This window comes from Halomonas sp. ND22Bw (genome assembly GCF_003011945.1).
Taxonomy (GTDB): domain Bacteria; phylum Pseudomonadota; class Gammaproteobacteria; order Pseudomonadales; family Halomonadaceae; genus Halomonas; species Halomonas halophila.
Map to the genome: position 1 here is coordinate 15,825 of NZ_PXWD01000019.1, position 18,984 is coordinate 34,808.

Annotated in this window: 17 protein-coding genes; 10 read left to right on the forward strand and 7 right to left on the reverse strand. The window is 68.1% G+C overall.

The genetic code is table 11. The features are described from left to right. Positions 1-41: 41 nt before the first annotated feature. The 3 genes from CVH10_RS16305 to uraH form a co-directional block, all read right to left on the reverse strand. Positions 42-782, reverse strand: coding sequence for a GntR family transcriptional regulator (locus CVH10_RS16305; protein WP_035593630.1), 741 nt, complete (start codon positions 780-782; stop codon positions 42-44). A 113-nt stretch (positions 783-895) separates the two neighbouring features. After that, positions 896-2,158: a urate hydroxylase PuuD gene (locus CVH10_RS16310; RefSeq protein WP_035593632.1), complete on the reverse strand. Its 1,263-nt coding sequence runs from the start codon at positions 2,156-2,158 to the stop codon at positions 896-898. A 206-nt stretch (positions 2,159-2,364) separates the two neighbouring features. Then, a complete protein-coding gene (gene uraH / locus CVH10_RS16315) occupies positions 2,365-2,718 on the reverse strand; it encodes a hydroxyisourate hydrolase (protein WP_106489262.1) in 354 nt (117 codons plus the stop codon). A gap of 223 nt (positions 2,719-2,941) precedes the next feature. On the opposite strand from uraH, the gene uraD reads away from it, so the two are divergent. Next, positions 2,942-3,466 carry a 2-oxo-4-hydroxy-4-carboxy-5-ureidoimidazoline decarboxylase gene (gene uraD / locus CVH10_RS16320; protein WP_106489263.1) on the forward strand — a complete coding sequence of 175 codons (525 nt, stop codon included), beginning with the start codon at positions 2,942-2,944 and terminating at the stop codon, positions 3,464-3,466. An 84-nt stretch (positions 3,467-3,550) separates the two neighbouring features. On the opposite strand, the gene CVH10_RS16325 is transcribed toward uraD, so the two are convergent. Continuing rightward, positions 3,551-4,978 carry a uracil-xanthine permease family protein gene (locus CVH10_RS16325; RefSeq protein WP_106489264.1) on the reverse strand — a complete coding sequence of 476 codons (1,428 nt, stop codon included), beginning with the start codon at positions 4,976-4,978 and terminating at the stop codon, positions 3,551-3,553. A gap of 203 nt (positions 4,979-5,181) precedes the next feature. Between CVH10_RS16325 and CVH10_RS16330 the strand changes: the two genes are divergently transcribed. Continuing rightward, positions 5,182-5,805: a phosphoribosyltransferase gene (locus CVH10_RS16330; RefSeq protein WP_106489265.1), complete on the forward strand. Its 624-nt coding sequence runs from the start codon at positions 5,182-5,184 to the stop codon at positions 5,803-5,805. 154 nt (positions 5,806-5,959) lie between these two features. Here the strand turns inward: CVH10_RS16330 and CVH10_RS16335 are convergent, their stop codons facing one another. Together CVH10_RS16335 and CVH10_RS16340 are read right to left on the reverse strand one after the other, a co-directional pair. Continuing rightward, complete coding sequence (locus tag CVH10_RS16335; RefSeq protein WP_181244430.1) at positions 5,960-6,310, reverse strand: phasin family protein; 351 nt, start codon at positions 6,308-6,310, stop codon at positions 5,960-5,962. Between the two features lie 149 nt (positions 6,311-6,459). Further along, positions 6,460-7,167, reverse strand: a complete 708-nt coding sequence (locus CVH10_RS16340; protein WP_035593656.1) for a glutathione S-transferase N-terminal domain-containing protein — start codon at positions 7,165-7,167, stop codon at positions 6,460-6,462. A 318-nt stretch (positions 7,168-7,485) separates the two neighbouring features. Between CVH10_RS16340 and CVH10_RS16345 the strand changes: the two genes are divergently transcribed. The 6 genes from CVH10_RS16345 to CVH10_RS16370 all read left to right on the forward strand — a co-directional run bounded on the left by CVH10_RS16345 (position 7,486) and on the right by CVH10_RS16370 (position 14,428). Then, on the forward strand, positions 7,486-9,186 hold the full coding sequence (locus CVH10_RS16345) for an L-lactate permease (protein ID WP_106489267.1): 1,701 nt from the start codon (positions 7,486-7,488) through the stop codon (positions 9,184-9,186). A gap of 371 nt (positions 9,187-9,557) precedes the next feature. Next, positions 9,558-11,057 (forward strand): glycolate oxidase subunit GlcD, encoded by a 1,500-nt coding sequence (glcD, locus tag CVH10_RS16350; protein WP_035593660.1) that lies wholly within the window; start codon positions 9,558-9,560, stop codon positions 11,055-11,057. A gap of 9 nt (positions 11,058-11,066) precedes the next feature. After that, positions 11,067-12,152, forward strand: a complete 1,086-nt coding sequence (gene glcE, locus CVH10_RS16355; RefSeq protein ID WP_106489268.1) for a glycolate oxidase subunit GlcE — start codon at positions 11,067-11,069, stop codon at positions 12,150-12,152. Position 12,153: 1 nt separating this feature from the next. Then, positions 12,154-13,383, forward strand: a complete 1,230-nt coding sequence (gene glcF / locus CVH10_RS16360; RefSeq protein ID WP_106489269.1) for a glycolate oxidase subunit GlcF — start codon at positions 12,154-12,156, stop codon at positions 13,381-13,383. Positions 13,384-13,551: 168 nt separating this feature from the next. Next, a complete protein-coding gene (locus CVH10_RS16365) occupies positions 13,552-13,953 on the forward strand; it encodes a heme-binding protein (protein ID WP_035593668.1) in 402 nt (133 codons plus the stop codon). A 166-nt stretch (positions 13,954-14,119) separates the two neighbouring features. Continuing rightward, positions 14,120-14,428 carry a hypothetical protein gene (locus CVH10_RS16370; protein WP_046079405.1) on the forward strand — a complete coding sequence of 103 codons (309 nt, stop codon included), beginning with the start codon at positions 14,120-14,122 and terminating at the stop codon, positions 14,426-14,428. A 73-nt stretch (positions 14,429-14,501) separates the two neighbouring features. On the opposite strand, the gene CVH10_RS16375 is transcribed toward CVH10_RS16370, so the two are convergent. Beyond that, positions 14,502-15,386, reverse strand: a complete 885-nt coding sequence (locus tag CVH10_RS16375) for a LysR substrate-binding domain-containing protein (RefSeq protein WP_369335834.1) — start codon at positions 15,384-15,386, stop codon at positions 14,502-14,504. 145 nt (positions 15,387-15,531) lie between these two features. On the opposite strand from CVH10_RS16375, the gene betC reads away from it, so the two are divergent. Together betC and CVH10_RS16385 are read left to right on the forward strand one after the other, a co-directional pair. Continuing rightward, on the forward strand, positions 15,532-17,064 hold the full coding sequence (betC, locus tag CVH10_RS16380) for a choline-sulfatase (protein WP_106489271.1): 1,533 nt from the start codon (positions 15,532-15,534) through the stop codon (positions 17,062-17,064). Between the two features lie 193 nt (positions 17,065-17,257). Then, complete coding sequence (locus CVH10_RS16385; RefSeq protein ID WP_106489272.1) at positions 17,258-18,895, forward strand: BCCT family transporter; 1,638 nt, start codon at positions 17,258-17,260, stop codon at positions 18,893-18,895. Positions 18,896-18,984 lie beyond the last annotated feature (89 nt).

Here is an 18,984-nt window from a genome sequence, read left to right on the forward strand (position 1 = left end):
GTCAGGGGCCATCAATATCAGGGGCGTCGGTACAGCCCCGTTCAGCCGGAGAAGATCTCGTAGAGATCCGGGGCCTCGTCCTCGGGCTCGTGGATCGACAGCGAGGCCTCGATGGCCTTGAGGTGGCGGCTCATGAACGCCCGGGCGCGCTCACCGTCGCCCTGCTCCAGGTAGCGCAGCAGGGCGTCGTGGTCGTGGGACTCGCAGCCCAGGTGGCCGGCGTTGCCGTAGACGGCGAGGATCAGCGAGGAGCGCGAGCAAAGCTGCTCGACGAAGGCCGCCAGGGTGTCGTTGCCGGAGAGCCGCGCCAGCTCGCCGTGGAAGGCCGCGGAGAGCTTGATCGCGCTGCTCTGCTCGCCGGCCTTCAGGGCCTGGCGCTCCTCGCGCTCCATGTCGCGCAGCCGCTCCAGATCGGCGGCGGTGATGCGCCGGGCGACCTCGGGCATCAGCCCGCACTCGACCATTTGCCGCGCATCGAAGACGTCCTTGGCCTCCTCGGCGGTGGGCCGGGTCACGCTGGCCCCGCGCCGCGGGGTGAGGGTGACCAGCTGCTCCAGGGCCAGGCGCTGCAGGATCTTGCGGATGCCGGTACGGCTGATGCCGAAGACCTCCGACAGGGCGTCCTCGCGCAGCCGCGCCCCCGGCTTGAGACGGTGCTCGATGATCGCATCGCTGATCGAGCGATGGATCGCCTCGTGGCGCTCGGCCCCGTCGCCGTTCTTGCCGGGACGCCCGCTGCCCGAGGCCGGCTTGCGCTCGGCATCGACCTGGCGCTGACTCATGGATGGCTCACCTCCTGACGACTCATGACGCACATTGTATACGCTTTTTCCCCAACGAGACGACCGCCGCCCGTCGGTGACGGGCGGCGGTCGATCCCGCGCGACGTCTGGGCTCAGGGCGTCCAGGCGGCGATGCTGGCCCGTTCCTCGTCGGTCATCTGGGTCAGGTTGCCCAGCGGCATGTAGCCACTCGCCACCACCTGCTTGACCTGGTCGGCCTGGCGCAGCAGCTGCTCCCGGGTCTCCAGGGCCACGCCGGCGGGCGGTGCCGTGAAGGCCTCATGGGTAGGATGCTGGGCGTGGCAGGACGCACAGCGCCGCTCCATGATGCCGTGGATCTCGTCCACGGGGCCGCCGGAAGCAACGGTCGCTTCCTCGGCGGCAACGGCCCGGCCGTCGGTCTCGCCATTTGTCTCACCAGCGGCCATCGGCGCGGCATTGCCGGCACCGCTCGGCGCGCCGATCCACACCGCCACCAGGATCAGCGCCACCCCGGCCGCGGGATAGGCGGGCCTGGTCTGGCCGGCGTGCATCAGCACGAAGAACTGGCGGATCAGGGCGCCGGCGAAGATGAACAGCGACATGATCACCCAGGACAGCTCATGGGTGTAGGTGAAGGAGTAGTGGTTGCTGAGCATCAGCAGCACTACCGGCAGCGTGAAGTAGGTGTTGTGCACCGAGCGCTGCTTGCCGCGCTTGCCGTCGAGCGGGTTGGGCGTCTCGCCGGCCTTCATCGCCTTCACCATGCGACGCTGGCCGGGGATGATCCAGAAGAAGACGTTGGCCGACATGGCGGTGGCCATCACCGCGCCGGTGAGCAGGAAGGCCGCGCGGCCGGCGAAGATCTGGCTGCTCAGATAGGCGACCACGACCATCAGCACCGCCACGCCGAGGCTCAAGAGGCCGTCGCGCTCCATGTTGGGGCTGATGCGCTTGCACATCTCGTTGTACACCACCCAGCCGCCAAGCAGGAACGCCAGGGCCACGATGTTGGCCTGCCAGCCGGTGAGGTTGGCGGCCCATTCCCAGCTGCTGCCCGGGTTGACCAGATAGAAGCCGGGGTTGGCCATGTAGAGCAGCACGAACAGCCCGAAGCCCGACAGCCAGGTGGTGTAGGCCTTCCAGAACGACCAGTGCAGGTCCGCCGGCAGCTTGGCCGGCGCGCTGGCGTACTTCTGGTTGTGATAGAAGCCACCGCCGTGCACGGCCCACATCTCGCCGAACACGCCCTTCTGCTGGTCCTCCGCCGCCTTGGGCGGACGCAGGCTGTTGTCGAGCATCACGAAGTAGATCGACTCGCCGATCCAGGCCACGGCGGCGATCACGTGCAGCCACCTCAGCAGGAGGTTGGCGAAGTCCAGAAAGTAGGCTTCCATCGGTCAGGCCTCGTTGGAATGGTGCGATTGTTGTTCGATTCGAGCGATACAGAAAACGGCTGATTTATGTCACGAGCGAAGGAAGGCTGGTCTCCGCCGGACCACAGTCACCGGAATGCAGCCTGCTACATGAGCATGACGACGGTCCGACGCTTCGGGACCGCCGGCGGCCAGGATGCCGAGCGCAGTAATAAATCGGCGTTTTCTCAGCTGCCTCGATAGGTGGAATAGCTGTACGGCGACAGCAGCAGCGGCACGTGATAGTGCTGCGAGGCATCGGCGACGCCGAAGCGCAGCGGGATCGCGTCGAGGAAGCGCGGCCCGTCCGCGGCCACGCCGCGGCGGTCCAGGTACTCGCCGGCATGGAAGACCAGCTCGTACTCGCCGACGACGAAGGCCTCGCCCTCCAGCAGCGGCGCGTCGCAGCGGCCGTCGTCGTTGGTCACGACCTCGCCGAGCCGTTGGCGCTCGCCGCCCGCCAGGCGGTAGATCTCGATGCGGATGCCCTCGCCCGGCAGGCCCAGGGAGGTATCCAGCACGTGGGTGGTGAGATAGCCCATCGTCGTCTCCTCGCGTGTTGTTGTGTGCCGCCGTCGTCCTTCGGGGCCCGCAACGGGCGCCGATCCGGACGGCGTATATCCTGTGATGACGCCCCATGGCGCGGGCATCACGTCTATCAACAGTTCTAGCCTTGGATAGCGTACATTTCAAACACTTTATTGTATACAGTTTTATCGCTACCCTGACATGACGAACAACGACATCCATCACGGAGACCCGAGCATGAACCACAAGACGCTTTCCCCGCGCCCCAGCCAGCTGGACCGCGCCGCCTTCGTCGAGCAGTTCGGCGACATCTACGAGCATTCGCCCTGGGTGGCCGAGCTGGCCTGGCAGCGCGGCCTGGGCGCCGAGCAGGACAGCCCCGAGGGCCTCGCCGCGGCCATGGGCCGGGTGCTGAACGAGGCCGAGCCGGAGCGCCAGCTCGAGGTGATCCGCGCCCACCCGGACCTGGTCGGCAAGGCCGCCATCGCCGGCGATCTCACCGACGATTCCACCCGCGAGCAGGCCGGCGCCGGCCTCGACCAGTGCACGCCGGAGGAGATGGCCCGCTTCGAGCGCCTGAACGCCGCCTACAAGCAGCGCTTCGGCTTTCCCTTCGTGATGGCGGTCAAGGGCAGCGATCGCCACGCCATCCTGGCTGCCTTCGAGACGCGCCTCGAGCACGGCCTCGACGAGGAGCGCCGCACCGCCATCGAGCAGATCAACCGCATCGCCGCCTTCCGGCTGGAGGCACGGGTGGGCTGAGCGCCCCGCCGCTGCCAACTGCCCCATCAGAAAGGCGCCGCCGGAATCCCGACGGCGCCTTTTTCATGCCCGCTTGCGAGAACGTCAGTCGCCGGCGCCGGAGGCGACGGGCCCGTCGTCCATCCGGGGCTCGCCACGTGAAGCCCGTTCGGCGGCAGCATCCGCCTCGGCGATGGCCTCGCGCTCCCGGGCCTCGTCGGCCAGGGTGGTCCGCGGCAGCACCAGGTTGAGCACGAAGGCGGTGATCGCCGCGACCACGATCGGCGCCCCGCCGATCACGTTCTGCAGGGTCTGCGGGAACTCGGCGATGGCCGAGGGCACCGCGGCGATGCCCAGGCTCAGCGCCAGGGCCAGTCCGACGATGGTCATGTTGCGGGCCGACATCTCGTCCTTGGTCAGCAGCTGGATGCCGGTCATGGTGATCATCCCGAACACCGTGATGGTGGCGCCGCCCAGCACCGGGTAGGGAATGGTGGTCATCAGCGCACCGAACTTGGGACTGAAGCCGGCCAGCAGCATGAAGGCGCCGGCGATGGCCAGCACGACGCGGCTGATCACCTTGGTCATGGCCACGATGCCCACGTTCTGGCTGAAGGTGGAGGTCGGCAGGGCGCCGAAGAAGGCGCTGGCGGCGGTGGTCAGGCCGTTGCCGAGCAGGCCGCCGGTCAGCTCCCGGGTCTTCAGCTCGCGGTTCATGCCCGCCACGCTGGTCGCCGACAGGTCGCCGATGGTCTGCACCGAGTTGATCACGCAGATCACCACCAGCGAAACGATGGCGGCGGAGTGAAACTCCATCTCGAACGGCATCAGCGTCGGCACGGCGATCCAGGCGGCACTGGCCACCGGACCGAAGTCGACCATGCCCAGCGGCAGCGCGACCAGGTAACCGACCAGGATGCCGACGATGATCGCCGACAGCTTGACCACGCCGCGGCCAAACTGGGAGGCCAGCAGCACCGTCACCAGGGTCAGCGCGCCCACGCCCCAGTTCTTCAGCTCGCCGAACTGAGGCGCGTCGACGTTGCCACTGCCGGCGATGTAGCGGATGGCGATGTCGTACAGCGACAGCCCGATCACCAGCACCACGGTGCCCGCCACCACCGGCGGGAAGAGGTGGCGGATGTACTGGATGAAGTAGCCCACCACCATCATGGTGATGCCGCCGATCAGCTGGGCGCCGAGGATGCCCTCGATGCCGAACTGGCCGCCCACGGCGATCAGCGTCGGCACGTAGGCGAAGCCCACGCCGAAGATCGCCGGTAGCCGGGCGCCGAACTTCCATACCCCGTAGAGGTGGAACAGGGTACAGACCCCGGAGGCCAGCACCGCGATCTGGATCAGCTGCAGCTTCTCCGCCGGGGTGGCGACGACCACGCCGGCGATGATGATCGGTGGGGTGATGACGCCGGCGATCATCGCCAGCACGTGCTGCAGGGAGATCGGCAGCGCCTTGAGCAGGCGCGGCCTGCCGTGGAAGTCGAATAGCGAGGTGTTGTTGGCATTGCTCTGCATGGTCTCGGCCTTCGGTGTGGTGTTGTTGTGCGTTCAGCCGTCAGCGTCGCGCCGGCAGGTTGAGGCCGGCACATGGATACACAATTATCGGTATCAAGAGATACCATAGCGACTAAAACTGTATACAACCAACCAGACCTTGGCCGCGAATGCCCGTCGACTGAACTAGACTCGAAGCCATGCAGGCGATAGCGGAGGCCGCCATGTTTCGTGATCGTCGGGATGCCGCCGAACAGCTGGCCCATCGACTGGCTCCCCTGAAGGAGCAACGCCCCCTGATCCTCGCCATTCCCCGCGGCGGCGTGCCCATGGGGCGGCTGATCGCCGATGCCCTGGAGGGCGAGCTGGACGTGGTGCTGGTGCGCAAGCTCGGCGCGCCGGGCAATCCGGAGTACGCCATCGGCGCGGTGAGCGAGGAGGAACGCGTACAGCTCGAGCCGACGGCCGCCCACTATGACGAGCGGCAGATCGCCGGCGAGATCGAGACCCAGCAGGCGCTGCTGGCCGAACGCCGACGCCGCTACACGCCGGTTCGTGCGCCCATCGATCCGGCGGGGCGCGTGGTGGTGGTGGTGGACGACGGCAGCGCCACCGGCGCCACCATGGCCATGGCGCTGGAGACCCTGAAGCATCGCCGGCCGGCGCGGCTGATCGCCGCCCTGGGCGCCGCCCCGCCCGAGACCGTGGTCCGCCTGGAGGCCCTCGCCGACGAGGTGGTCTGCCTGGAGGCCCCGGCCAGCTTCGGCGCCGTCGGCCAGTTCTTCGCCGATTTCGGCCAGGTCAGCGACGACGAGGTCGTGCGTCTGCTCGGCACCGAGCACGGCTGAGCCTTTCCACTGTCCGCTCACCTGTTCAGGCACACAGCGTTCGGGCACAAAAAAGGGCCATCGCATGGCGATGGCCCCAAAGGCCCGGCAGGGCCCCCTTGCTCGGTCGGCGTCCAGCAGGCATCGAGGCCCGCCGGACGCCGAGGATGGTCGGTTACTTCGCGCCGAGTGCCTTGAACTGCTGCTCGGCCAGGGTCTGGCATTTCTGGGCGTAGTCCTGGCCGAGGCTCAGCAGGGTCTCGGCGTCGGACTTGAGCCGGTCGCCGAGCGACTGCATGGCCTGCTGCTGCCCGTCCAGGGCCTTCTGGACGTCCTCGGCGCACTTCACCGCCAGCCAGCCCCGGGCCTGAGCCAGCGTCGCCTCGGACACCGATTCGGCGGCGCCGAACTGGGTCGCCATCAGTTTCTCGGCGGTCTCGAGATTGAGGGCGCCATAGGCGCGCATCGGGGTCACGAAGAGGGATTCGAACTGCTCACCGGTCTTGGCGTTCGCTGCCTGGGTCATGCTCCACCTCCGATTAGGGACGCACAGCGGGCGACGGCCCGTGTTGCATTGCAACATAGCAGGCGATTTTGTGCGCCGCAACATGGCTTTTTTCATCCCGCTGATGCTCTCCCTCCCTCGGCGTGTCACCGCGTGTAGCCAGGCCTGCCCTAGCGATAGGCGCCCTCGATATCGGTCACCCGCGTCGCCTCGCGACCCAGCCCGTCGTGCAGGTCGAGCATGCGCTCGCGCCAGGCGTAGACCGGATCGGCATTGGAGATCAGGTCGGCGCTGGACACGCAGTGCGCCCACATGAAGAAGCCGAACACCAGGTAGTCGGCGCCGCCCGGGGCGTCGCCGTCGAGGAAATCCGCCTCCTCGAGACGGCCGCGCAGCGGCGCCAGAGCGGCGTCGAGCTGCGACAGCCCCTTCGCCGGCGAGTGGAATTCCTCGAGGCTGCGCCCTAGGCGCGCCTCCCGGCTTTCGCGGAAGTAGTCACGATCGTCGGGATGGATGGCGTTGAACAGGTCCATGACGATGGTGCGAAGGATGGCCGGCGCCAGGGCGCGCTCGGCGTAGTGCTTGAAGAAGCGCGCACGGGCCTCGGCCGGCCCCTCGCCGAGCAGCGGCGAATCGGGATAGGCGCGATCCAGATACTGCAGGATGGCGTAGCTGTCGGTCACCGTCTCGTCGCCGTCGACCAGCACCGGCACCTTGTCGGTGTCGGCGAAGGCGAGCACGTCCTTGTCGGTGAAGCGCCAGGGCCGGGCCTCGACGTCCAGCCCCTTGTGGGCCAGGGCGTAGCGAACGCGCCAGCAGTAGGGCGAGAACCGCAGCCGTTCATCGATGCCGCACAGGTCGTAGAGCACGCGTGTCATACCGACTCCTCATCGCTTGGGTAAACCCCGATGGTGACAGGCCGGCGCCTTTCCCGCACGCCGCGGGCGGCGCGCCCGATCTTGTCTATTGGTCGAAGCACCGTGCCGGCCAAAAGGTCGCTCGTTTTCATTACAGTGGCGTTAACTCTTTGATCCAGCATGGCTTTCACAAATGTAAGACAAACTTTTCGAGCCAGAAATAGTGGTCATACCAATTTACCCTGGATGGTCAATCCACGCGGCCGGCCGTAAGGTTCCCGCGGATCGTCGCCCGCACGCGACCCACAACAACACCATCATCGATGAGGGACCTCATCCATGCACGACTCTCTACTGGCGCTACTGGCGTTCACTCCTCTGCTGCTGGCGGGGATCCTGCTGATCGGCCTGCGCATGGCGGCGCGGGTCGCCATGCCGATCGTCTTCGCCGTGACCGCCGTCATCGCCCTGTTCGCCTGGGACATGACCACCACCCGGGTGCTGGCCTCGACCCTGCAGGGCCTGATGCTGACGGTGGCGATCCTGTGGATCATCTTCGGCGCCATCCTGCTGCTCAACACGCTCAAGCATTCCGGCGGCATCACCGCCATCCGCAACGGCTTTTCCGGCATCAGTCCGGACCGCCGCGTCCAGGCCATCATCGTCGCCTGGCTGTTCGGCTGCTTCATCGAGGGCGCCTCGGGCTTCGGCACCCCGGCCGCGGTGGCCGCCCCGCTGATGGTCGCGCTCGGTTTCCCGGCACTGGCCGCCGTGGTCGTCGGCATGATGATCCAGTCCACCCCGGTATCCTTCGGCGCCGTGGGCACCCCGATCGTGGTCGGCGTCTCGGGCGGTCTCGACAGGAACGGGATCACCGCCGCCCTGGAGGCCGGTGGCAGCAGCTGGCTCGACTACTTCCACCTGGTGGCCGGTGAGGTCGCGGTCGTCCACGCCCTGGTCGGCGTGTTCATGCCGCTGCTGATGGTTACCGTGATGGTGCGCTTCTTCGGCGCCAACCGCTCCTGGAAGGAAGGCCTGGCCATCGCGCCGTTCGCGCTGTTCGCCGGCGTGTGCTTCGTGGTGCCCTATGCGCTGGCCGGCGTGCTGCTGGGGCCGGAGTTCCCGTCGATGATCGGCGCCATGGTCGGCCTGGCCATCGTCGTGCCGGCCGCCCGCCGCGGCTTCCTGATCCCCAAGGAAAGCTGGGACTTCCCGGCATCGACCTCCTGGCCGGACCACTGGATCGGCAAGCTGGTCATCAAGACCGACGAGGTGGTCGGCAAGACGCCCATCTCCACCGCCATGGGCTGGCTGCCCTACGTGCTGCTGGCCGTGCTGCTGGTCGCCTCGCGCACCATCGACCCGCTGAAGCAGGCGCTGACCTCGGTGAGCCTCGGCTGGAGCAACATCCTCGGCGAGGCCGGCATCTCCGGCAGCATCCAGCCGCTCTACCTGCCCGGCGGCATCCTGGTGGCGGTGGTGCTGCTCACCGCGCTGCTGCATCGCATGCGCCTCGGCGAGCTGCGTGCCGCCTTCGGCGAATCCACCCGCACCCTGGCCGGTGCCGGCTTCGTGCTGGTCTTCACCATCCCCATGGTGCGTATCCTGATCAACTCCGGCGTCAATACCGCCGACCTGGTGTCGATGCCGGTGGCCATGGCGAGCCTGGTGGCCGACGGCGTCGGTGACATCTACCCGCTGTTCGCGCCCGCCGTGGGTGCCCTCGGCGCCTTCATCGCCGGCTCCAACACCGTGTCCAACCTGATGCTGTCGGACTTCCAGTTCAACGTGGCCCAGCAGCTCGGCGTCTCCACGGCCCTGATGGTGGCCCTGCAGGCCGTCGGCGCCGCCGCGGGCAACATGATCGCCATCCACAACGTGGTCGCGGCCTCGGCCACCGTGGGCCTGCTCGGCCGCGAGGGGATCACCATCCGCAAGACGATCCTGCCGACACTCTACTACGTGCTGGCGGCGGGGCTGATCGGCCTGGTGGCCATTCAGGTCTTCGGCATCGGCGACCCGCTGCTGGCCCTCGGCTGAGCCGGCGCCCGCCCACGGTCAAGGCCGCGGGCGGGCTCGGGCCGACTCGTTCATTAGTCTAACGAGCGCCGGGCGATGGCTCGGTCATCCTCGGCGCTCCGATGCCTAACCCCTTGATTGTCCATGAAGATCATCGCCCGTCGACGCAAGAAGCGCGGCATACAATTGGTCTTACCATTGACCCAGCGTAGCCATCGGCGCCCTGCGGGTCGTATCGTTTCCTTATCGGACCTTCCCTGGCAACGCGGCGACGATTCGCTCTCGCGGCACACGATCTTGGACAGGGAGGCAACTGGAAAATATTTCTGCAAACGCAAGAGGCGTGTTCTGATCGCGGTCATGCCATCGCCGCCTCACCAGCCGGAGCCGTCATGAACATTCACTACGACGCACGACTCGACGGCGAGCTGCCCCGCCGTGACAAGGCGGAGGTGCTCGCCAGCCTGCAGCAGGCCGCCCCCGGCCTGACGCTGCTCCATCGCGAGGAGGACCTGCATCCCTTCGAATGCGACGGCCTGGCCGCCTATCGCGTCATGCCCATGCTGGTGGCTCTGCCGGAGACCCTCGACCAGGTCGAGGCGCTGCTCAAGGGCTGCCGGGCACTGGGCGTGCCGGTGGTCACCCGCGGCGCCGGCACCGGCCTCTCCGGCGGCGCCCTGCCGCTGGAGCAGGGCGTGCTGCTGGTGATGTCGCGCTTCAGCAGGATCCTCGAGGTCGACCCCGATGCCCGCATCGCCCGCGTCCAGCCCGGCGTGCGCAACCTCGCCATCTCCGAGGCCGCCGCGCCCTTTGGTCTCTACTACGCGCCGGACCCCTCCTCCCAGATCGCCTGCTCCATCGGCGGCAACGTGGCGGAAAACGCCGGCGGCGTGCACTGCCTCAAGTACGGCCTGACCGTGCACAACGTGATGAAGGTCGAGATCCTCACCATCGAGGGCGAGCGCATGACCCTCGGCAGCGAGGCGCTGGACGCCCCGGGCTTCGACCTGCTGGCGCTGTTCAACGGCTCGGAGGGCATGCTCGGCGTGGTCACCGAGATCACCGTCAAGCTGCTGCCCAAGCCCGAGACCACCAAGGTGCTGATGGCCAGCTTCGACGACGTGGGCAAGGCCGGTCGCGCCGTGGGCGACATCATCGCCGCCGGCATCATTCCCGGCGGGCTCGAGATGATGGACAACCTGGCGATCCGCGCCGCCGAGGACTTCATCCACGCCGGCTATCCGGTCGAGGCCGAGGCCATCCTGCTGTGCGAGCTGGACGGCGTGGAAGCCGACGTCGACGACGACGCCGACCGGGTCCGCGAGGTGCTCGAGAGGGCCGGCGCCATCGACATCCAGCAGGCCCGCGACGAGGCCGAGCGCGCCCGCTTCTGGGCCGGACGCAAGAACGCCTTCCCCGCGGTGGGCCGCATGTCGCCTGACTACTACTGCATGGACGGCACCATCCCCCGCCGCGAGCTGCCCCGCGTGCTGCAGGGCATCGCCGACCTGTCCGAGGCCTACGGGCTGAAGGTAGCCAACGTCTTCCACGCCGGCGACGGCAACATGCACCCGCTGATCCTGTTCGATGCCAACCGCGAGGGCGAGCTCGAGCAGGCCGAGGCACTGGGCGGCAAGATCCTTGAGCTATGCGTGGAGGCCGGTGGCTCGATCACCGGCGAGCACGGCGTGGGCCGCGAGAAGATCAACCAGATGTGCGCCCAGTTCGGCAGCGACGAGCTGACCACCTTCCACGCGGTGAAGGCGGCCTTCGACCCCGAGGGCCTGCTCAACCCGGGCAAGAACATCCCGACCCTGGCGCGCTGCGCCGAGTTCGGCGCCATGCACGTGCACGGCGGCGAGCTGCCGCACCCCGAGCTGCCCCGTTTTTGAGGAATGATCATGGCCACATCCACATCCCCGCAGGACCGGGACATCAGCGCCGAGCTGGGCGAGCGCGTCCGCCAGGCCAACGCCGCGGGCACGGCACTGCGCATCGTCGGCGGTGACACCAAGGCCTTCTATGGTCGCCCCGTGGAGGGCGAGACGCTCGCCACCCGCGAGCATCGCGGCATCACCGGCTACGACCCGGTGGAGCTGATCGTCTCGGTGCGCGCCGGCACGCCGCTGGCCGAGCTGGAAGCGGCGCTGGCCGAGAACGACCAGATGCTGCCCTTCGAGCCGCCGCACTTCGGCGACGCCGCCACCGTCGGCGGCACGGTCGCCGCCGGACTCTCCGGCCCGCGTCGCCCCTGGGCCGGCGCCGTGCGCGACTTCGTGCTCGGCGCCCGGGTGATCACCCACACCGGCGACGAGCAGCGCTTCGGCGGCGAGGTGATGAAGAACGTCGCCGGCTACGACCTGTCGCGGCTGATGGTCGGCGCCCAGGGCGGCCTGGGGCTGCTCACCGAGGTCACCCTCAAGGTGCTGCCGCGCCCCTCGGCCTGCCACGGCCTGCGCCTCGAGATGCCGCTGGACGAGGCCCGCGAGCGCCTCGCCGAATGGGGCCGTCATCCACTGCCGCTGACCGCCGCCGCCTGGCAGGACGGCGCCCTGCACCTGCGCCTCGAGGGCGGCCCCGGCTCGGTGGCCACCACCCGCGAGCGCCTCGGCGGCGAGGACCTCGATCCCGGATTCTGGGACGACCTGCGCGAGCAGCGCCTGCCGTTCTTCGGCGGCGATGACGACCGCCCGCTGTGGCGCATCTCGCTGCCCCAGCGCGCCCGCCTCGAGGCCGACGGCCTTGACGAGCAGGCCATGCTCCACGACTGGGCCGGCGCCCAGCGCTGGCTGAGAAGCAACCTGCCCGCCGAGACCCTGCGCGAGGCCTGCGCCGCCGCCGGCGGACACGCCACCTGCCTCACGCCCGGCGCCGCCGAGCCCTTCACCCCGCTGCCCGAGGTGATGTTCAAGTACCACCGCCGGCTCAAGGCCGAGCTGGATCCGAAGGGCATCTTCAATCCGGGCCGACTCTACGCGGAGCTCTGACATGCAGACGCACTTCACCGAACAGGATCTCGAACAGCCGCACATCCGCGAGGCGGAGCGGGTGCTGCGCACCTGCGTGCACTGTGGCTTCTGCAACGCCACCTGCCCCACCTACCAGCTGCTGGGCGACGAGCGCGACGGCCCCCGCGGGCGCATCTACCTGATGAAGCAGATGCTGGAGAACCCCGAGGACGACGTCGTCACCGAGGAGACCCGGCTGCACCTAGACCGCTGCCTGACCTGCCGCAACTGCGAGACCACCTGCCCGTCCGGGGTGGAATACCACAAGCTGCTCGACATCGGCCGCGCCGAGATCGAGCGCCGAGCGCCGCGGCCCGCCGCCGAGCGCGCGCTGCGCTTCGGCCTGCGCAAGGCGCTGGTCGAGCCGGCCCGCTTCCAGGCGCTGCTCAAGCTCGGCCAGACCTTCCGCCCGCTGGTCCCCGGCACGCTGCGCGACAAGATGCCGCCGGCACCGGTGGACGCCGGCAGCCGCCCCGAGGGTGCCCGCCATGAGCGCCAGATGCTGATTCTCGAGGGCTGCGTGCAGCCGGGGCTCTCGCCCAACACCAACGCCGCCACCGCCCGGGTGCTCGACCGCCTCGGCATCGGCCTGACCCCGGCGCCGGAGGCCGGCTGCTGCGGCGCCATCGACTATCACCTCAACGCCCAGGACGCCGGCCGCGCGCGGATGCGCGCCAACATCGACGCCTGGTGGCCCCACGTCGAAGCCGGCTGCGAGGCCATCGTGCAGACCGCCAGCGGCTGCGGCGCCATGGTCAAGGAATACGGCGAGGTGCTGGCCGACGACCCGGACTACGCCGACAAGGCCGCGCGCATCAGCGCCCTGGCCAAGGACCTGGTGGAGATCCTGCGCGCCGAGGACCTGGAGCCGCTGACGCTGCGCGAGCACAAGCGCCTGGCCTTCCACTGCCCCTGCACCCTGCAGCACGCCCAGAAGCTCGGCGGCAGCGTCGATGCCGTGCTGGCCAAGCTCGGTTTCTCGCTGACCCCGGTGCAGGACGCGCACCTGTGCTGCGGCTCGGCCGGCACCTACTCGGTGACCCAGCCCGAACTCGCCGCCGAACTGCGCGACAACAAGCTCGACGCCCTGGAGGCCGGCGATCCGGAAGTGATCGTGACCGCCAACATCGGTTGCCAGACCCACCTGAACGGCGCCGGCCGCACTCCGGTTAGGCACTGGATCGAGATCGTGGACGAGGCACTGGCGTGATCGTGACGCGCGCTCATTCCTTCAGCTGCCAGACGCACCCGAACGGCGCCGGCCGCACTCCGGTCAGGCACTGGATCGAGATCGTGGACGAGGCGCTGGCATGATCGTCCACGGCGTTTTTCAATGACAGACTGATACCCCCAGACATCCCAAGAAGGAGCTAACCAGATGCAGACCAAAGCTGTACTGACCCTGGACGACGTCAACGTCCTGCTCGACGCGGCACAGAAGGAAGCCGAGGCCAACGGCTGGTCCGTGACCATCGCCGTGGCCGACGATGGCGGTCACCTGCTCGGCCTGCGCCGGCTGGACGGCGCCGCGCCCTTCAGCGCCGGTATCGCCACCGAAAAGGCGCGCAACGCCGCCATCGGCCGCAAGGAGACCCAGGTGTTCGAGGAGATGATCAACAACGGCCGCACCGCCTTCGCCACCGCACCGCTGCAGGCCCTGCTGTCCGGCGGCGTACCGGTGATCGTCGACGGCCAGGTGGCCGGCAGCATCGGCATCTCCGGCGTCAAGCCCGACCAGGACGTGCAGATCGCCAAGGCCGCCGTGGCCAGCCTGACCTGACGCTTGCAGCACCTCTCTCGTCCCGACGACAGGAGCCCGGCCATGGCCGGGCTCCTGTCGTTTCGGGCATCCCCCTTGCGTATCCGGGAATTTTTGCATAGGTTCTGTATAGCATTCGACGAAATGCACGGATGCCTATCACACCCAAACGGATGAGAGGTGCACCATGAAACGTATTGCGACCGCTGCCGTCACCCTCAGCGCTCTGATGATGCTGTCCGGCGCCGCTCTGGCGTCACATCACGAGGAAGACGAACTGGCCCCCAACCAGGGCGTCGACAGTGCCAACGAGGTCGAGCAGGGCACCATGGAAGGTCATGACGGTGCGATGGGCGACGATCCGATCGTCGAGGAAGGCGGTACGGACAGCGCCAACGATCCCGCCGAAGATGCCGCTACCCACGCCGAGGGCAGCGTCGACGACGAGGTGGCCCCCGCAAGCGGTGTGGATTCCGCCAACGACCCCGAGGACTGAGGGACAGGCCCTCAGGCAGTCAACGGCAACGCAAGCCCCGGCCCAGACCGGGGCTTTTTCGTGCCGGGAACGCTCAGCCGGCCAGTATCCAGGCCATGAAGGCCCGCTTGGCGTCGCGCCGATCCTCGGGGTGGACGTCGATCATCCCGTAGCCGTTGGAGGTGCTCAGCGAGAGGCCGTCCAGCCCCGTCAGCATGCCGCGCTCGATCAGGTCATCGACCAGCCCCCGCCAGCCCAGCGCCACCCCCTGCCCGGCGATCGCCGCCTGCACCAGCAGCGGGTAGTTGTTGAAGATCAGTTCCGACGGCGCCGGCTGCACCCGTCCGCCCATGCGCGCGAAATAGCCGGGCCAGTCCAGCCACTGCTGCCCCTGGTCGGCGCTCAGCGTCAGCAGCGGCACCTCGCCGAGGCGCGCCAGTCCGTCGATCGGGCCGTGCTGGTCCAGGAAACCGGGGCTGCAGACCGGAAACACCTCCTCGTCCAGCAGCCGCGTCGCGCCTTCCAGGCCGCGGCGGTCGCCGAACACGATGGCGATATCGACCTCCTGACCCTGCCAGTCGAACACGCCCTGGTTGGTCTGGATGCGCACGTCGATGTCCGGATGGCGCGCGCGGAAGTCCGGCAGCCGCGGCAGCAGCCAGTAGGAGGCCAGCGAGAAGTCGGTGAGGATGTTCAGGCGGGGGTTGCGATGGCGCCGCTGTAGCCGGTCGATGGTGTTCTCGATGGTCGCGAAGCCTTCCTGCACGGCCTCGAACAGCGCCTGGCCCGGCTCGGTGAGGCGTACGCCGCGGTGCACGCGATCGAACAGCGTCAGGCCGAGCTGCTCCTCCAGGGCACGGACCTGCTGGCTGACCGCCGACTGGGTGGAGCGCAGCTCCCGGGCGGCGGCGGTGAAGCTCAGGTGGCGAGCCGCCGCCTCGAACACCCGCAGGCCGTTGGGCGATACCCGTTTATCCATCAAAGACATTAGTTAATCTAATTCCAGACATAAAAAATCAGCGAGTTTACAGGGTTTGAGATTAGCAGGGAGACTGTCGCCTCGACACACACCGACGCGGCGACCACGACGATGCGCGTGGCCACAATGAACAAGAGGAGCTCCCATGGCGCGCAAGCAACCCCATATCCTGTTTCTGATGGCGGACCAGATGGCGGCGCCGTCGCTGCCGTTCTACGGCCACAGAGTGGTCAAGGCGCCGAACCTGTCGCGCCTGGCGGAGGAAGGCGTGGTGTTCGACTCGGCCTACTGCAACAGCCCGCTGTGCGCGCCGTCGCGCTTCACCCTGATGGCCGGCCAGCTGCCCTCGCGTATCGGCGGCTTCGACAACGCCGCCGAGCTGGCCGCCGACACTCCGACCTACGCCCACTACCTGCGCGACGCCGGCTACCTGACGGCGCTGACCGGCAAGATGCACTTCTGCGGCCCGGACCAGCTGCACGGCTTCGAGGAGCGCCTGACTTCCGACATCTATCCGGCCGACTTCGGCTGGTACGTCGACTGGGAGGACGTCGAGTCGCGCCCCAGCTACTACCACAACATGTCCTCGGTCACCCAGGCCGGGCCCTGCGTGCGCTCCAACCAGCTCGACTTCGACGAAGAGGTGACCTTCCGCGCCCAGCGCTTCCTCTATGACTACGCACGCAGCGACCAGGACCGTCCCTTCTGCCTGACGGTCTCGCTGACCCACCCGCACGATCCCTACACCATTCCGCAGGAATACTGGGACCGCTACGCGCACGACGAGATCGACATGCCGCGGGTGCCCTACTGCCGCGAGCTGATGGACCCGCACTCCCAGCGCCTGCGCCACGTCTACCAGTGCGACGAGGACACCATCACCGACGAGCAGATCCGCAACGCGCGCCGGGCCTACTACGGCGCCATCAGCTACGTCGACGACCAGCTCGGCAAGGTGCTGACGGCCCTCGAGGAGAGCGGACTCGCCGAGGACACCATCATAGTGTTCTCCGGCGACCACGGCGACATGCTCGGCGAGCGCGGCCTGTGGTACAAGATGAGCTGGTTCGAGGGCTCCGCCCGGGTGCCGATGATCGTCCACGCGCCGGGCCGCTACGCCGCCGGCCGGGTCAAGCAGTCCGTCTCCACCATGGACCTGCTGCCGACCTTCGCCGAATGGGGCAATGACGGCCAGGCGCCGGAATACGCCGTGCCCGTCGACGGCCGCAGCCTGATTCCCCATCTCACCGGCCAGGGCGGCCACGACGAGGTGATCGGCGAGTACTGCGGCGAGGGCGCCATCGCGCCGCTGCTGATGATCCGCCGCGGCCGCTACAAGTTCGTCCACTCCACCCCGGACCCGGACCAGCTGTTCGACCTCGAGGCCGACCCGCTGGAGCTGACCAATCTGGCCGAGGATCCCGCCCACCGGGAAGTGTGCCGGCAGTTCCGCGACGAGGTGGCCGGCCGCTGGGACATCGAGCGGCTGCACCAGCAGGTGCTCGACAGCCAGCGCCGTCGCAAGCTGGTGGCCCGGGCTAACATGAAGGGCAGGGTCACGCCCTGGGATCATCAGCCGCACTTCGACGCCAGCGTCCAGTACATGCGCAACACCATCGACCTGGACGATCTCGAGGCACGCTCGCGCTTTCCGAGAGTCGACGCCGAGCAGGCCTGACCCTGCGCCGCCGCCGGGCTTCCGGCGGCAGCGCCCGATCCGGCCAGGCGCCGGGTCCGCCTCACTTCCCCGCAGGAGGCCGTGCCGAAGTCGGCTTTGATACGCGGCCGGGCCGCTACCGAACATACGGTCCGGCCGACGTATGAGAGACTCCGTCGGCCATTTCGCCTCCCCCATGCAGGAGCAGTCTTTCATGAATCATCCAAGCGAGCCGACACCCGCCGCAGTGTCGAGCGACATGCAGACGGACTACACCGTCGGCCAGGACAACATCGAGGGCAGCCTGGGCCCCATCGGTTTCGATATCCATAACCGGGTCTTCGCCATCTCGGCGCTGGCCTCGATCGCCTTCATCGTCCTCACCCTGCTGTTCCCCGAACGGGCCGGCAGCCTCTTCCAGTCCATCGTCAGCTTCTCCACCGGCACCCTCGACAGCTACTTCATGATCGTGGTGGATGGCTTCATCCTGTTCTGCCTGGCACTGGTCGTGCTGCCCTACGGCAAGGTCCGCCTGGGCGGGCCCGACGCCACGCCGGAGTACGGCTATCTCTCCTGGTTCGCGATGCTGTTCGCCGCCGGCATCGGCATCGGCCTGCTGTTCTTCGGCGTGCTGGAACCGGTCTACCACGCCAACGTCTCCTCGCCACTGGGCACGCCCTCGCCCTTCGGCGCCGACGGGGGGCTGAACCCGGAGGCCGTCGCCGACGCCACCGCCATGGGCCTGGCCGGCACCTATCTGCACTGGGGCATCCACGGCTGGGCCGTCTACGTGGTCATGGCACTGGCGCTGTCCATCTTCACCTACAACAAGGGCCTGCCCTTCTCCATCCGCTCGGCCTTCTTCCCGCTGCTGGGCGACCGTGTCTGGGGCTGGTGGGGCCATGCCATCGACATCCTGGCGGTGTTCTCGACCCTGTTCGGCCTGGCCACCTCGCTGGGCCTCGGCGCCCAGCAGGCCAACGCCGGCATGAACTTCGTCTTCGGCCTGGACGTCAGCATCACCACCCAGGTGATCGTGATCGTGGCCGTCACCGCGGTGGCGCTGGTCTCGGTGTGGCGCGGCCTGGACGGCGGCGTGAAGCGGCTCTCCGAGATCAACATGGGCATGGCCGTGCTGTTCTTCTTCTTCGTGCTGTTCGCCGGCCCGACCCTGGCCGCGCTCACCGGCTTCTGGAGCGGCCTCGAGACCTACGTGACGGAGTTCATCCCGCTGTCGGCGCCCTTCGGCCGCGAGGACGACGCCTATCGCCAGTCCTGGACCATCTTCTACTGGGCCTGGTGGGTCAGCTGGGCGCCCTTCGTCGGCATGTTCATCGCCCGCGTCTCCCGGGGCCGCACGGTGCGCGAATTCGTGATCTGCGTGCTGCTGATCCCGAGCCTGTTCATCTTCATCTGGATGGGTGTGTTCGGCGCCACCGCCCTCGACCAGCTCTATGCCAATCCGGCCGGTAGCCTGGTCAAGGAATACGTGATCGACAACTACAGCCCCGAGCTGTCGCTGTTCGGCATGCTCAACGAACTGCCGCTGTCGGGTCTGATGTCGACCCTGGGCATCATCCTGGCGCTGATCTTCTTCGTCACCTCGTCGGACTCCGGTTCGCTGGTGATCGACACCATCACGGCCGGCGGCAAGATCGACGCGCCGCGCCCCCAGCGCATGTTCTGGGCCACGGTGGAAGGCCTGATCGCCATCGTGCTGCTGATCGGCGGCGGGCTCTCGGCGCTCCAGGCCGGCGTCACGGCCACCGCGATCCCCTTCTCGGTGGTGATGATTCTGATGTGCTACACCATCATCAAGGCGCTGAACGGCGAGCTGCGCGCCCTGCGCTGAGGCCGCGCCCTCACTGACGCCGCCCCCTGGGCCCATGCCGCATCGCGGTGGCCGACCCAGGGGGCGGCTCGCGTCTGGTCCCCTGCCGT